This window comes from Enterococcus crotali, from assembly GCF_000633635.1.
Taxonomy (GTDB): domain Bacteria; phylum Bacillota; class Bacilli; order Lactobacillales; family Enterococcaceae; genus Enterococcus_L; species Enterococcus_L crotali.
This window is the reverse complement of the sequence record NZ_AYPQ01000005.1, coordinates 150,230-163,553: the sequence shown is the minus strand read 5'-3', so window position 1 is coordinate 163,553 and position 13,324 is coordinate 150,230. Positions and strand designations below refer to the sequence as shown.

Here is a 13,324-nt window from a genome sequence, read left to right as displayed (position 1 = left end):
ATTTTGTACCTCCTAGCCATTGGTTCGACGAACGTTATAAACATCCGGTATATTCTTGATTTTATCAACGATTGTTTTTAAATGGGCTAGATTTTGGATTTTTACAGTCACATGGATCATCGCCATTTTATTTTTTGTTGGTTTGGCTTCTACGCTAACTAAATTTTTGGTCATTGAACTGATCACTTGTAGCACATCATTCAATAATCCACTTCGATTATAGCCATAAATCTCTAAATCAGCATCATATTCTTTATTTGAATTGTCAGTATCTTCCCATTCTACTTCAATCAATCGTTGGGCAAGTTCTTCTTGATGTTGAACGTTTGGACAATCTGCTCTATGAATTGACACACCACGGCCTTTCGTGATATAACCGACGATTTCATCTCCTGGAACTGGATTACAGCAACGGCTGATACGGACAAGTAAGTTTTCAACTCCTTGGATCACGATTCCGCCTTCATGACGGACCTTCATTTTATCCGATTCCTTTTTGACCGGTTGCGTCATCAATTCTTCGGCTTCTTGTTTTTGGCGTTCTATTTCTTGTTCTTTACGTTCTTTTTCGGTCAAACGGTTAAAGACGACTTGGGCACTGATTTCACCATACCCGACAGCTGCATAAAGATCATCTTCTGTTTGAAAATTGAAACGATCTAAAGCTTCCGCCATTTTTGCTTTTCCTAAGAACTCTTTTGGTGCAAAACCATGTTCGATCAAGTATTTACTGATGGCATCGTGCCCTTTGATAATATTGACTTCGCGATCTTGAACTTTAAAGAAGCGCTTGATTTTATTTCGTGCTTTACTTGTTGCCACCATTTTGAGCCAGTCACGGCTTGGTCCAAACGAGTTTGGTGAAGTCAGTACCTCAATGATGTCGCCATTTTTCAATGTATAATCCAACTGAACCATTTTTCCATTGACCTTGGCACCTGTTGTTTTATTACCAATTTCGGTATGCACACTATACGCAAAATCTAGTGGTCCGGAACCTTTAGGCAATTCCGTCACTTCACCTGTTGGCGTAAAAACATAGACCTTATCACTGAAAATATCTCCTTTAACACTTTCCATAAACTCAGAAGCATCATAGCTTTCATCTTGTAATTCAAGTATCTCACGGAACCAGCTTAATTGTTTTGTATCGTTATCTTCATCAACTTTTTCCGTCTTACCTTCTTTATAAGCCCAGTGAGCGGCTACCCCAAACTCAGCGATTTGATGCATTTCATGTGTTCGGATCTGCACTTCTACGGGATTTCCTTTTGGTCCAATTACTGTTGTATGGATCGATTGATACATATTCGCTTTAGGCATCGCAATGTAATCTTTAAAACGCCCAGGCATCGGTGTCCATTTTGTGTGGATTGCTCCTAACACAGCATAACAATCTTTGATTGAATCAACAATCACGCGAATTGCTAATAAGTCATAAATTTCATTGAATTGTTTTTTATGATCTTTCATTTTGCGATAGATCGAATAAATATGTTTTGGCCGTCCATAGATTTCAGCATAGATATCTAAATCTTCTGTAGCTAAACGAATGTCTTCAACAGCTTCTTCAACATATGCTTCTCGCTCATCTCTTTTACTTTGCATTAAATTCACGATACGATAGTATTGATTCGGGTTGATATAACGCAAAGCTGTATCCTCTAGCTCCCATTTGATACGGCTGATCCCTAAACGATGCGCAAGAGGTGCATAAATTTCGATTGTTTCTTGAGCGATTCTACGCTGCTTATCTTCACGTAAATGTTTTAATGTCCGCATATTATGTAAACGGTCAGCCAATTTCACCATAATCACACGTAAATCTTGAGCCATTGCTAATAACATTTTTCGGTGATTTTCTGCTAATTGCTCTTCATGAGATTTATATTTTATTTTCCCAAGCTTTGTCACGCCGTCAACTAACATCGCAACATCCGCGCCAAATTCGTTGGCTAAATCTTCAAGCGTTACATCCGTATCTTCTACTACGTCATGCAAAAAACCTGTTGCAACAGTATGCGGGTCCATCCGTAATTCTGCTAAAATTCCTGCAACCTGAATTGGATGAATAAAATAAGGTTCCCCAGATTGTCTCACTTGACCATCATGCGCTTTTTCTGCATAGTCACACGCTTTTTGAACAAAAGCAACATGTTGTGGTGCCATATATTTCGATACCAGTTTAATGACTCCTGGTCCAGTCATGATTTCCTCTTTTGGCATTATTATCACTCCTTTGTCTCTAATCTGTAATGTTTTTCTGTTGTTGACGCTTCAACATTTAAAATAGAGATTTATGTAAAAAGTATTGGCAGCACCTGATTTTATCTAAATCAACACAGTTTTTTACAAACAGTTATATCCGTTTAAAAAAAGAAAAGTACCACTTGAAACAGTAGCACTTCCAACATCTTTTATTATACTAAATTTCACCAAATTTTCAATTCCCCACGTTTTAATTCCATTTTGAAATCAACGGCAATATCTCACGGCCATTGCTGATCCCAATATAGGACGCGCCAGCTTGAAACAAAAGTTCAATCTCAAGCAAGGTTGGTGCTTGTACATTTACCTGAAAAGTCATTTGTTTTTTTCTGCCGGTTCTAAGAAGACTCATATCATGAATCGCCTGTTCCATCGTTAGATTTAGTCCTAAAGAAATAGCACTGACATTTAACGTTGTAATATCCATTGTTAATTTTTGTTTTTGAATGTCTGTTAATTGACTACTGTCTAAAAAGTAACCAAGAGCATTTCGCCCAAATGATAATTGCTCTAACGCTTGAAAATTTTGATTTCCATACAGCGGCAACTCTTCAGGCATCATAGTTACAAAAACGTCAGATGCACCGTCTTTATACAATTGTCCTGTTTCAAATGCTTTTTTTGCTAACGTTCCACTCCCAAGCGGAAAATCAACGAAACTGCCCACTTGAATCATCGTTCCACTTAATAGTTGTTTTGCTCTAGCAACATTATAAGGCAAAACAAAAATTGAACGTACAGGAAATTCCTTCAAGAAAAGAATCTCTTCTGTAAACTGTTGATCTGTAAATGACGGATCTACTAACATAATTGAAATTTTTTGCAACTCTAACTCCATAAATAGCCCCCTAAACCTTACACTAATTCAAATTGATAACTAATAGCACTCAACGCATACAATGGTGCTGTTTCTGCGCGTAAAATTCGCGGACCCAACCCGCAAATAATCCCCTTGTACTCTTGAAATTCTGCGATTTCGCCTGGCGCAAAACCACCCTCTGGTCCAAATATGATCAAAAGAGAGTCACCTGCAGACAGCTCAGAAAGTACCGTTGCAAAACGGCTACGCTCCCCAATTTTGGCTGATTCTTCGTAAGCAACCAAGACTTTATCATAACTGGAAAATAGCTCAATAAGCGCCTGTTCTCTTTCTAATAATACAATATCTGGCGCAAACTGGCGATGAGATTGCTCAGCAGCTTCTGTTGCTATTTTTTTCAAACGTTCTGTTTTTTTCGCTAACTTTTTGTGATCCCATTTTACGACAGATGCTTTAGCTGGAAATCCGATAAATTTATGACTGCCTAGTTCGGTCCCTTTTTGAACGATCCATTCTAGTTTGTCTCCTTTAGGATAACCACATGCAATCGTCACATTGATGGGCAGCTCTTTTTCTGCTTTTTCTTTACTGATTTCTTTTAAATGAACGGCATCTTCTGTAATATCAGTTATTTCAGCAATGATGACTAGACGATCACTAAACGCCAAGAAAACTTCTGCGTTGGTTCCATCCGCATCACTCGAACGATATGATGATAGTTTTCTCCTGTGATCTTATAAGATTCTTTAGGCTCGTAAGGTTCTGTTAAAAAATACCGTTGCATCTTACTCTTCCTCGGTTTTCTTTAAAATAATCGCATACCAATCACCTTGCTGAAAAATCTGATCGACAAGAAAACCCATCTCCGTCATTTTATCTAGGATCATCGCCTTTTTCTCATGAATGATTCCTGAAACGATCAACGTCCCGTCATTTTTTAATAAACGCCAAGCGTCCTCGATCATTAAAGTAATGATATCCGCTAAAATATTCGCTACGATAACATCTGCTTCGAGGCTTACATTTTTCAATAAGTCATTAGCTGAAACATGTACATCACTAGCAATTGGATTCATATCCATATTTTCTTTTGCTGCTGTTACTGCCACTTCATCTAAATCATAGGCATACACTTCTTTTGCCCCTAAATATTTACTGGCAATACTTAATACACCAGAACCAGTCCCAACATCAAGCAACGTTTCACCACCACGTAAAACTGTTTCCAACGCTTGCAGCGTCAAACGCGTTGTTGGATGTGTTCCTGTTCCAAAAGCCATTCCAGGGTCTAAGGTAATGATTTTTTCAAACGAATCTTGTGCTTCATACTTTTCCCAGCTAGGAACGATCGTTAGAAAACGGGTCACGCGAACTGGATGATAGTATTTTTTCCAAGCAGTGGCCCAATCACTTTCAGCAACTTCACTAACACTCACTTCATTTTTACCGATTGCAAGTCCAAATTCTGGTAAACGAGTGATACTTTCCTTAATAAAAGGGAGTATTTCTGGTAAAAAAGTCGTCTCAGGAAAATAAGCCATTACTAAAGCACCATCTTTGATATGAGTAAATTGTTCCTTATCCAATAATTCTCCGTACAGGTCACTTTGAAAATTTTCAACGTCTAAAGAATCTTCAATGGCAACCCCGCTGGCTCCAGCTCCATCATGATGTTTGAGATTGCTTCAACCGCTTCACTAGCTGTTTCTACTTTTACTTCCGTCCACTTCATGCAATCACCTCTTTCAATAGCTTGGATAGGCGATGTATGTGTCGCCATCTGCCTGTTGATATTTTTTAACCGCTGCTTCAAAAGCCTCTTGCGACCATTTCAACTCAAATACTTCTTGATTTTCATCTGTTAAAAAATCTAATAAATCACTTTGTCCTTCAGTTAGCACTTCATTTAAGTAGTCCGCAAAACCGTCCAGTACTGACTGCTTGATACCTTTTTTACCTTCGTAAGGAATTATGGCTAAATATTCTTCTTCATCAACAGAGGTTTTTTCGGGATTGTAAAACAAAACACCATCTTCAAATTCAATAATCTCCTCTTGCGAGACAGTTCCTTCTAAATCATCGATTTGTTCGTGTTCATTATTTTCAGCAAATAACCGAAAGACCACTTCGATAGAATGATTTTTTGTATTCCAATCAAGAGCTACATCATATTCTGTGATTTTTTTAGTTATTTGTTGATCTAAGTAGGTCAACATCGTTGCTTTTTTCATTTATTTTCTTCCTTCCAGCCAAAAGTTTTTTGTTCGATATCATTTCTTCTTTGCTTGGTTATATATGGATTCCCTGAAACAACGTACCTTAACGGCAGCTCTGTCCAGATTCCTTTATTTGGGATGCCAATTCGAGGGAGTGAAATGATTTTCTTCGGTTTCTTTCTTTTTTCGGGAACGATTCTAAGCCTGCTGTCAAAAATTGATTGACCATATAAATCTCTGTCGATCCCTAATGCTGCCACCAATTTTCCAGGACCATTGGATAACTCGATTCCCTTTCGACCATTGCGATTTTCTTCCATCTTTTTAACACCTTCAACAGGTTCGATTGCTCGAATCATAACTCCTTGTGGTTTTCCCTTTTCTTGAGTCACCATATTTAAAATTAGATGCGTATGCATCGTGTATAGATAAATGGTTCCTGGCTTCTCGTACATTGCTCTTAATCGTGGAGTATCCCGCAGTCCAAAACTGTGGGCTGCTTCATCTTCTGGACCTAAATACGCTTCTGTATCAACAATATAGCCTGCAAGTGTACCAGAACTTGTTTCATGTTCTAAATACATCCCAAGCAAAAACTGAGCAATTTCTTCAGTCGATTTTGTATTAAAAAAATTTATCGTTTCATTCATTATTTTTCACCACTTCCTATCATACACGAATCGATGTCTATTATCCATTGAAATAATGGACAATCAGTGCTATAAATGACTGTTTTCTTAGTTTTTATGTCCAAAACCAGCTTAAACACAAACGTACGTTCTTTGTGGTATAATAAATAGATAGAGAACTTATTGTCTAGCTACTCGAGCTTGTCTCTCGGAAAAAAGATAAAATACGCTTGTGGCAAAAAACGCCACGCTCCTATTTTCCTATTTTTCGGTCGAGACTAACGAGCCCGATTCACTTTTATATTTAGGAGGTTCATTGATGCAAAAACCATTAGCATACCGTATGCGGCCGCGTAATTTAGATGAAGTCGTTGGTCAGCAACAACTTGTTGGACCAGGGAAGATCATCCGCAGAATGGTAGAAGCTCGTATGCTTTCATCTATGATTTTATATGGTCCCCCTGGTACGGGTAAGACCAGTATCGCAAGCGCAATTGCAGGGTCTACAAACTATGCCTTTCGCCTGTTAAATGCCGCAACTGATACTAAGAAAGATCTGCAAATCGTCGCAGAAGAAGCAAAAATGAGCGGTACTGTAATCTTGTTACTGGATGAGGTCCACCGTCTAGACAAAACAAAACAAGACTTTTTACTGCCTCATCTTGAAAGTGGCCGAATCATTATGATCGGTGCTACTACTGAAAATCCGTATATTACGATCAATCCAGCCATTCGCAGTCGAACACAAATTTTTGAAGTAAAGCCATTAACAGAGCTAGATATTCAAAAAGCAATCAAAGAAGCCTTAGCCGATAAAGAACGTGGTTTAGGCGAATATCCTGTTGTTTTGGAAGAAAAAGCACTACTGCATTTATCCCGTGCAACAAATGGCGACTTGCGCAGTGCCTTAAATGGATTAGAATTAGCTGTAAAATCGACACCTAAAAATGAAAACAATAAAATTGAACTTACGCTTTCGATCATTGAAGAATGCGTTCAACGTAAGGCTTTGACTCATGATAAAAATGGCGATGCTCATTACGATGTAATTTCTGCTTTTCAAAAATCGATTCGCGGAAGTGATGTTGATGCAGCACTTCATTATCTGGCCAGACTTGTTGAGGCTGGCGACTTACCGATTATTTGCCGCCGCTTAATGGTGATTGCCTATGAAGATATCGGTCTAGGAAATCCTCCAGCTGCCGCACGTACGATCACAGCTGTACAAGCTGCGGAAAAGCTCGGTTTTCCAGAAGCTCGTATTCCGCTTGCCAGTGTGGTCATTGATTTGTGCCTGTCTCCAAAATCAAATTCTGCTATTAGTGCCATCGACGCTGCTTTATCTGATATTCGTGAGGGAAAAGCAGGAGATGTCCCGGATCATTTACGAGATAGCCATTATTCAGGTGCAAAAGAGTTGAATCGTGGTATTGGTTATCAGTATCCGCATAATTTTGAGAATGCTTGGGTCGACCAACAATATCTTCCAGATAAAATAAAAAATGCACATTATTACGAACCGATTGATACTGGGAAATATGAACAAGCACTGCATCAGCAATATCAACGAATTCAAGAGTGGAAAAAGGGAAAGAAAACAAAAAAATAATCGCTTTCAACTTTAGGCACTCTCGTTGCTGTTTGCTCTATATTGTGCTATTATAAAGATGGTAAATCTGTGATGTACGCGTTGTCTTTTTTGTGTGTTGACCGAACATTTTATTGATATCTAGGGATCCTTCTGGTACCTAAGCTGGTAACAAGCCTTTTCATTTGGTAGTTCGAAGCTGTCAGTCGTGGAACCCACCTGCTTTGTTTGCGGGTTCAATACTATAGGACGAATAACGGCATCGACGGATTTTACCATTTTATTAGATTACCTAACAATTTGCGGAGTGCAAATTGTTTTTTATTTGATGGAGGTTCTTTCAATGGTTCGTGTACTTATTTTTGTTTCTGTAGCATTATTAGTGATTATTGGTATTTATTTATTAAAAAAGGCATCCGTTTTTTTACCAATAATGCATAATGGAGAACCTGATGAAAATAAGCAGTTTTTACATCAGTTTGGTATTTTTTATCTAATCTTAGCTGCTATTGGAATTTTAGTTGGCATCTTTAATTTGAAGTTTTTTTCTCTGTTCTATATTTTTAGTTTACTTGTCATTTCAGCCATATTCAGTGTTATGTTTGCTAAGAAGATTCTATAATAGTCTCTTCTTTTTTATTTTCCTTTTTGACGATTTTGTTTTAAAATTAAAGTATCAAGTACTATGCACTTTTAACTATTTGAAAGGAGTGGTCACAATGTTACAAAATTATCGTAAAATCATGGTTGCGGTGGATGGGTCATCTGAAGCAGAATTAGCTTTTCAAAAAGCAATGAATGTTGCTATGAGAAATGATGCAGAATTACTTTTGGCTCATGTTATTGACACGCGAGCATTTCAATCCGTTTCTTCTTTTGATGGCGTTTTAGCAGAGCAGGCAACAGAAATGGCAAAACAAACGCTTGAAGGATACAAAAAACAAGCAAAAGAACATGGTTGTGAAAAAGTCTCTAGTCTTATTGAGTATGGTTCTCCTAAACCGTTGATTGCAAAACAAATCCCTCAAGATCAAGAAGTTGATTTGATCATGTTAGGAGCAACAGGTTTAAATGCTGTTGAACGATTATTCATTGGATCTGTTTCTGAATATGTTATTCGCAATGCAGCTTGCGATGTATTAGTTGTAAGAACTGACTTGGATAATAAAATCCCTGTTCACCAAGATGATGAATAACACCAAACCATCATAAAAGATCTTGATCGATAACAAAAAATATACTCAGATTTAGAGGTGAACTTATCAATAGATGAGCCGATTCTCGAATCTGGGTATATTTTTATGCTAACTTACTAGATAGTGTAAGAACATTCTTTATGACAATATCATTCCAACTTTGTATATACTTTGAAAATCATCCCGGTAGTAATCAGCAACGAGCATTACTTTGGTTATCACTGATCTCCTTCATTCCATGATGAAACAATGACTGAATTGTACATTTACCTTTTTAGTATATTCCATTTTTTTAAATCCCATAATTTTCACTTTATAATTAGAACTCTTTTGTATTTCTTGTCACCTACTCTCTATTTTTAAACATGATTCTTCTATGGGTGCAATATAACATATATAAAATTAAATAGGTTTATGCTTATCCAAACTTTCATATCTAGAATTAAAGTGATGAGTACTATCGTATTTGAATTTTAGTTTGATGGTACAGTTATTCCAAACTGTATGATGTCTACCCAAAAAAAGACAGAAAATCTTTTTCATGATTTTCTGTCTTCTTTTCTATTAATTTCTAAATTGTATAATCCAAGCTCATCTTTTTATATTGATTATTTTCTTAGACGTTCAACGTCACGAGCAATCATTAATTCTTCGTCTGTTGGAATCAATAATACTTTAACTTTAGAATCTTCTGTAGAAATCACTGATTCTTTTCCACGAACATTGTTTTTCTCATCGTCTAGTTCACAACCAAACCAAGTCATGCCTTTGATTACTTCGCTACGAACGTGTGCATCATTTTCACCAATTCCAGCAGTAAAGACAATGGCATCTACACCATTTAACACAGTGACATAGCTACCAATGTATTTACGGATACGGTCTGTAAAGATATCGTAAGCTACTTGAACTGCTTCTTTATCCATGTTTGCTTCTAAATCGCGCATATCACTAGAAATACCAGTCAAGCCTAGTAGACCTGATTTTTTATTTAAAATATCAATCATGTCTTTGATATCAGTCAATTCAAGTTTTTCCATTAGGTAAGCTAGCAAAGAAGGATCGATATCCCCAGAACGAGTTCCCATTGTTACACCTGCAAGTGGTGTAAAGCCCATTGATGTATCTACAGATTTGCCGCCATCAACTGCTGTGATAGATGCACCATTACCTAAGTGACAAGTAATGATTTTTAGTTCTTCGATTGGGCGACCAAGCATTTCTGCTGCACGCTCAGCAACATATTTATGGCTTGTTCCATGCGCACCATATTTACGAGCTGCATATTTGTCATAGTACTCAGTTGGAATACTATATAAAAAATTATGTTTTGGCATTGTTGTATGGAAAGCCGTATCAAACACAGCAACACTGATAATATTAGGTAAGATTTTTTTGAATGCTTTGATTCCCATTGCATTAGCAGGATTGTGTAATGGTGCTAGATCCGCTAATTTTTCGATTTTTTCCAAAACTTCATCATCAATGACAACTGAATCTTTAAAGTCTTCACCACCTGCAACTACACGGTGGCCAACACCTGTAATTTCATCGAAAGAAGCTAAGATATTCAATTCAGTTAATTTGTCCAACAACATTTTTACAGCAACATCGTGATCATTGATATCAACGATTTCTTCGTATTTTTCGTCATTGCCATATTTGATTGTAAAAATAGAATCATTTAAACCAATACGTTCAACGATTCCTTTTGCGATTACTTCTTCTTTTGGCATTTGATATAATTGCCATTTTAAACTTGAACTTCCAGCATTGATTGCAATTGTTTTAGACATAATACTCTCCTCTTTTATCAGTTGTTTTATTTTAAATTTGAAGACTTCCAAGCCTCAAATTGTTGAAAAAATTGTGTGATTTTTGCAGGATCTTTCAACGAACCTAATTTTGCAACAAGAACTTCCTGTGCTTGTTCACTATGTTCCCCTTTATTTTGTACAAATAAAATGCTTTTTCTTGATTGAACTGATTTGAAAAGTTCATCTGGTAGTTGGATCATTCCTTGTAGATAGACATTTTTCTGTAGCCAATTCTTAAAGAAAGAACTTTGCTCTGTTTCTAAAATATTAGTCGGTATCAAGAACAATCCATAGCCGTCAGGTTTAACAAATTTCATCGCTTGCTCCATCAATAAATGATGGGCATAGCTATGCCCTTCTTGGACTGCTGAGTCAAACTCTTTGGCCTTTTCATCATTTGGATAAAAACCGATCGGCAAGTCACTGACTGCTACATCCACAGGATCAACAAGTAGGTCTTGTAATCCATCTTGATGGAATAATTGGATAGCAGCTTTTGTCCATTCATTATTCGTAGCTGAAACAGACAGCAGTGTATCATCAATATCGACCCCAAAGCCTTGAACGTTGTACTGAGCTAAATTCAAGTTAAGGATAATCGTCAATAAGAGATTGCCCATACCAGTTGCAATATCTAAAATTTTAAGCGACTGTTTTGGACTATAAAGCTGTTCGATCAAATAAACAAATAAAAAGCCGATACTATCTGGTGTTAGCTGATGATTTGCTTGTAAGGACTCGACTTTATTCCCTTTAAGTAAAATCAACTGAGACAAACGTCTAATCTCTTCTGGTTCTAATTCGATTGCTTGCAATTGTTGATAAATGGTTTTAAGTTTTTGAACAGTTTGCTCATCCGGAACCCCATCTAGCACACGTACTTGATAATTATCAATGATATTTTCACCGTTTTCAGTGTACGCATCTAAAAAAGAAGTATCTAAAGAACGTTTTAATAATTGGATGGCTTGTTCCATTAAACCGAAAGCCTTTTCTATTTTCTCAGGGAACAAAAGAAACACCTCAATTTCCATCTATAATATAACAATTTTCATACCTGTTCTATTTTAACGAAAAACGCGACAATAATCAATCAATTTCCTAATAATATTTATAAATCAATAAACAACTCTTATCTTCACAAAATAAATTAAAGGAGTGTAACAAGAAATTTTTCAAAATACCTCTCTGTATTAGTTTTTTCAGGGTTAGTTTGATACACGTTTCACAAATTTAAAACAATTGCTATTTTTCACTTGTTCTTTTCGAGTTTTGGAGTGTCCATTTTCTCTTTTAAGATATTTTTCTTGAAATGTATACGTAGTTTGCTTTAACTGAACTGTCAATTTCAATATTGGCTGCCTATATTCGTAATATAACATCCCTGTTGAAAAATGTTGATGTCCTGTTTTCTCAAGTGGATACTGTTCTTCTTTAACATCAGAAAGGAACATACTTACCATAATCTTAGCGCTATAGTATTCTTTCGTCTTTTGCGTAAAGCGTTGAGTCAATTGAAAGTCATCTAAAACAAGTACAAACAAAAAGCTAAATAAAAAAACAAACAGTAAAGTCGTGAGTAAAATCCCTCCTTTATATTGTCTATTCATTTTCATGCTCTTGTGTGATAATCCATTTTGCTGCAACATTCAGGTTCTCCTCCAAAGTTACTTTCATCAAAATAGCTGTCCCTTCCTCTATAAAAACTGCTTGCTTAACCTCCGTTAGAAGCGGTTGATAGCCACCATTTTCTACTTTTACAATTTTGCCTAACTTGTACTCGATCCAAACCGGCTTGTTATTTTTCTGATTTTTGAGAATGATTTTATTTGCTTGTGTTTTTTCGTAATAACAATTTTTTAATTCATTCTCCAATTGAATGACAAAAATATGCCACTCCTTTTCTCTCACACTTTGCAGCCGTTTACTTACCACAGCTGCATTCTTTACTGAAGCCGAAAAGAGTAGGCAGATAATCGATAATAGTAGCAATGAAAATAAACACTCTATTAAAGTAAAACCAGAAAAATGAGTTTGTCTGTCATTCTTTCTTGAGTGTAAACGACTCTTTTCCATCTGTAATCTCCACTTCCACTAGCCTATCGCTAGCTTTATAAAAGCGTAGTTGGTAGTTCTTGTTTTCCACCTGCACTTCTTTAAGTAATGGTCCGCCATGATTTTCATAACGCTTCACTTCTTCATATAAAACTCTATGCAGTGACAACTGTTCAGTCACTTGCTTGTTCTTTTTTAATAAAAACGTATTCAATGAAACATAACCGCCGATTACTAAACATAATAGACCTAATGCAAGTAAGCTTTCAAATAAAATATATCCTTTATAATGATTGAATTCTTTTAACATAGCGACCACTTCCCATTTGAAATTGAAATTCAATCACTTTCTTTTTTTCCGTCCATGAAAAAGAAAATTTAGATAGATTTCCGTTATTTCCTGAATCCCTTTTAAAAATAATCTTACTTGGTCCAGTAGCATGCAAGGCTTCTGGAATCTGCAGTGATTCTTTGCCCATTACAGATTCCTTTTTTGAACTTATAAAGCTGATCTGCTGGCTATCCTCGAAAAATACGATCTGTGTGTCTGATGTATTAACAATTGCCATCTGTTGGGTAAACAACAACTTCTTTTCAAATGATGATAAAAATTGTTCCACATCTAACACCTGTTTCCACCTGTTTATAGCAAGAATGGGAAGCAACATAAACGTCGTACAGATAAATAATACTGTCAAAGACTCTATTAACGTAAAACCTTTCATGTTCTTCATG

General features: G+C 36.4%; 13 protein-coding genes, 1 other RNA gene and 2 pseudogenes. 4 read left to right on the top strand and 12 right to left on the bottom strand.

Annotation, left to right across the window (positions count from 1 at the left end):
* Positions 1-12: 12 nt before the first annotated feature.
* The 6 genes and pseudogenes from V192_RS0112640 to V192_RS0112610 form a co-directional block, all read right to left on the bottom strand.
* Positions 13-2,226 (bottom strand): RelA/SpoT family protein, encoded by a 2,214-nt coding sequence (locus tag V192_RS0112640; RefSeq protein WP_025872284.1) that lies wholly within the window; start codon positions 2,224-2,226, stop codon positions 13-15.
* Between the two features lie 232 nt (positions 2,227-2,458).
* Positions 2,459-3,106, bottom strand: a complete 648-nt coding sequence (locus V192_RS0112635) for a beta/alpha barrel domain-containing protein (protein WP_025872282.1) — start codon at positions 3,104-3,106, stop codon at positions 2,459-2,461.
* A gap of 17 nt (positions 3,107-3,123) precedes the next feature.
* Positions 3,124-3,872: pseudogene (locus tag V192_RS20175) on the bottom strand (16S rRNA (uracil(1498)-N(3))-methyltransferase).
* A 1-nt stretch (position 3,873) separates the two neighbouring features.
* Positions 3,874-4,820 (bottom strand): annotated as a pseudogene (gene prmA / locus V192_RS0112625) (50S ribosomal protein L11 methyltransferase).
* A 13-nt stretch (positions 4,821-4,833) separates the two neighbouring features.
* Positions 4,834-5,319 (bottom strand): DUF3013 family protein, encoded by a 486-nt coding sequence (locus V192_RS0112615; protein WP_025872279.1) that lies wholly within the window; start codon positions 5,317-5,319, stop codon positions 4,834-4,836.
* The gene (locus V192_RS0112610; RefSeq protein ID WP_025872277.1) at positions 5,316-5,954 is read right to left on the bottom strand and encodes a DNA-3-methyladenine glycosylase; all 639 of its coding nucleotides are present in this window, start codon (positions 5,952-5,954) and stop codon (positions 5,316-5,318) included. The genes V192_RS0112615 and V192_RS0112610 overlap by 4 nt, the downstream gene beginning before the upstream one ends.
* A 298-nt stretch (positions 5,955-6,252) precedes the next feature.
* On the opposite strand from V192_RS0112610, the gene V192_RS0112605 reads away from it, so the two are divergent.
* The 4 genes from V192_RS0112605 to V192_RS0112595 all read left to right on the top strand — a co-directional run bounded on the left by V192_RS0112605 (position 6,253) and on the right by V192_RS0112595 (position 8,717).
* On the top strand, positions 6,253-7,542 hold the full coding sequence (locus tag V192_RS0112605; RefSeq protein ID WP_025872274.1) for a replication-associated recombination protein A: 1,290 nt from the start codon (positions 6,253-6,255) through the stop codon (positions 7,540-7,542).
* 61 nt (positions 7,543-7,603) lie between these two features.
* A non-coding RNA gene (gene ssrS / locus V192_RS21280) (6S RNA) lies at positions 7,604-7,797 on the top strand.
* A gap of 67 nt (positions 7,798-7,864) precedes the next feature.
* The gene (locus tag V192_RS0112600; protein ID WP_025872273.1) at positions 7,865-8,143 is read left to right on the top strand and encodes a hypothetical protein; all 279 of its coding nucleotides are present in this window, start codon (positions 7,865-7,867) and stop codon (positions 8,141-8,143) included.
* 97 nt (positions 8,144-8,240) lie between these two features.
* Positions 8,241-8,717, top strand: a complete 477-nt coding sequence (locus V192_RS0112595) for a universal stress protein (RefSeq protein WP_025872271.1) — start codon at positions 8,241-8,243, stop codon at positions 8,715-8,717.
* A 608-nt stretch (positions 8,718-9,325) separates the two neighbouring features.
* On the opposite strand, the gene V192_RS0112590 is transcribed toward V192_RS0112595, so the two are convergent.
* The 6 genes from V192_RS0112590 to comGD form a co-directional block, all read right to left on the bottom strand.
* Positions 9,326-10,513 (bottom strand): acetate kinase, encoded by a 1,188-nt coding sequence (locus tag V192_RS0112590; RefSeq protein ID WP_025872269.1) that lies wholly within the window; start codon positions 10,511-10,513, stop codon positions 9,326-9,328.
* Positions 10,514-10,539: 26 nt separating this feature from the next.
* Positions 10,540-11,547, bottom strand: coding sequence for a class I SAM-dependent methyltransferase (locus tag V192_RS0112585; RefSeq protein WP_025872267.1), 1,008 nt, complete (start codon positions 11,545-11,547; stop codon positions 10,540-10,542).
* A gap of 195 nt (positions 11,548-11,742) precedes the next feature.
* Positions 11,743-12,144: a competence type IV pilus minor pilin ComGG gene (gene comGG, locus V192_RS0112580; RefSeq protein WP_025872265.1), complete on the bottom strand. Its 402-nt coding sequence runs from the start codon at positions 12,142-12,144 to the stop codon at positions 11,743-11,745.
* Positions 12,137-12,610, bottom strand: a complete 474-nt coding sequence (gene comGF / locus V192_RS0112575) for a competence type IV pilus minor pilin ComGF (protein ID WP_025872263.1) — start codon at positions 12,608-12,610, stop codon at positions 12,137-12,139. The genes comGG and comGF overlap by 8 nt, the downstream gene beginning before the upstream one ends.
* Positions 12,576-12,899 carry a competence type IV pilus minor pilin ComGE gene (comGE, locus tag V192_RS0112570; RefSeq protein WP_025872261.1) on the bottom strand — a complete coding sequence of 108 codons (324 nt, stop codon included), beginning with the start codon at positions 12,897-12,899 and terminating at the stop codon, positions 12,576-12,578. Before comGE ends, comGF begins: the two co-directional genes overlap by 35 nt.
* Complete coding sequence (gene comGD / locus V192_RS0112565; RefSeq protein ID WP_025872259.1) at positions 12,874-13,323, bottom strand: competence type IV pilus minor pilin ComGD; 450 nt, start codon at positions 13,321-13,323, stop codon at positions 12,874-12,876. The genes comGE and comGD overlap by 26 nt, the downstream gene beginning before the upstream one ends.
* Position 13,324 lies beyond the last annotated feature (1 nt).

Bases quoted from the DNA above. Each gene is read 5' to 3' on its own strand.
- V192_RS0112640 (WP_025872284.1), bottom strand. From the start codon at position 2,226: ATGCCAAAAGAGGAAATCATGACTGGACCAGGAGTCATTAAACTGGTA.
- V192_RS0112635 (WP_025872282.1), bottom strand. From the start codon at position 3,106: ATGGAGTTAGAGTTGCAAAAAATTTCAATTATGTTAGTAGATCCGTCA.
- V192_RS0112615 (WP_025872279.1), bottom strand. From the start codon at position 5,319: ATGAAAAAAGCAACGATGTTGACCTACTTAGATCAACAAATAACTAAA.
- V192_RS0112610 (WP_025872277.1), bottom strand. From the start codon at position 5,954: ATGAATGAAACGATAAATTTTTTTAATACAAAATCGACTGAAGAAATT.
- V192_RS0112605 (WP_025872274.1), top strand. From the start codon at position 6,253: ATGCAAAAACCATTAGCATACCGTATGCGGCCGCGTAATTTAGATGAA.
- V192_RS0112600 (WP_025872273.1), top strand. From the start codon at position 7,865: ATGGTTCGTGTACTTATTTTTGTTTCTGTAGCATTATTAGTGATTATT.
- V192_RS0112595 (WP_025872271.1), top strand. From the start codon at position 8,241: ATGTTACAAAATTATCGTAAAATCATGGTTGCGGTGGATGGGTCATCT.
- V192_RS0112590 (WP_025872269.1), bottom strand. From the start codon at position 10,513: ATGTCTAAAACAATTGCAATCAATGCTGGAAGTTCAAGTTTAAAATGG.
- comGG (WP_025872265.1), bottom strand. From the start codon at position 12,144: ATGAATAGACAATATAAAGGAGGGATTTTACTCACGACTTTACTGTTT.
- comGF (WP_025872263.1), bottom strand. From the start codon at position 12,610: ATGGAAAAGAGTCGTTTACACTCAAGAAAGAATGACAGACAAACTCAT.
- comGE (WP_025872261.1), bottom strand. From the start codon at position 12,899: ATGTTAAAAGAATTCAATCATTATAAAGGATATATTTTATTTGAAAGC.
- comGD (WP_025872259.1), bottom strand. From the start codon at position 13,323: ATGAAGAACATGAAAGGTTTTACGTTAATAGAGTCTTTGACAGTATTA.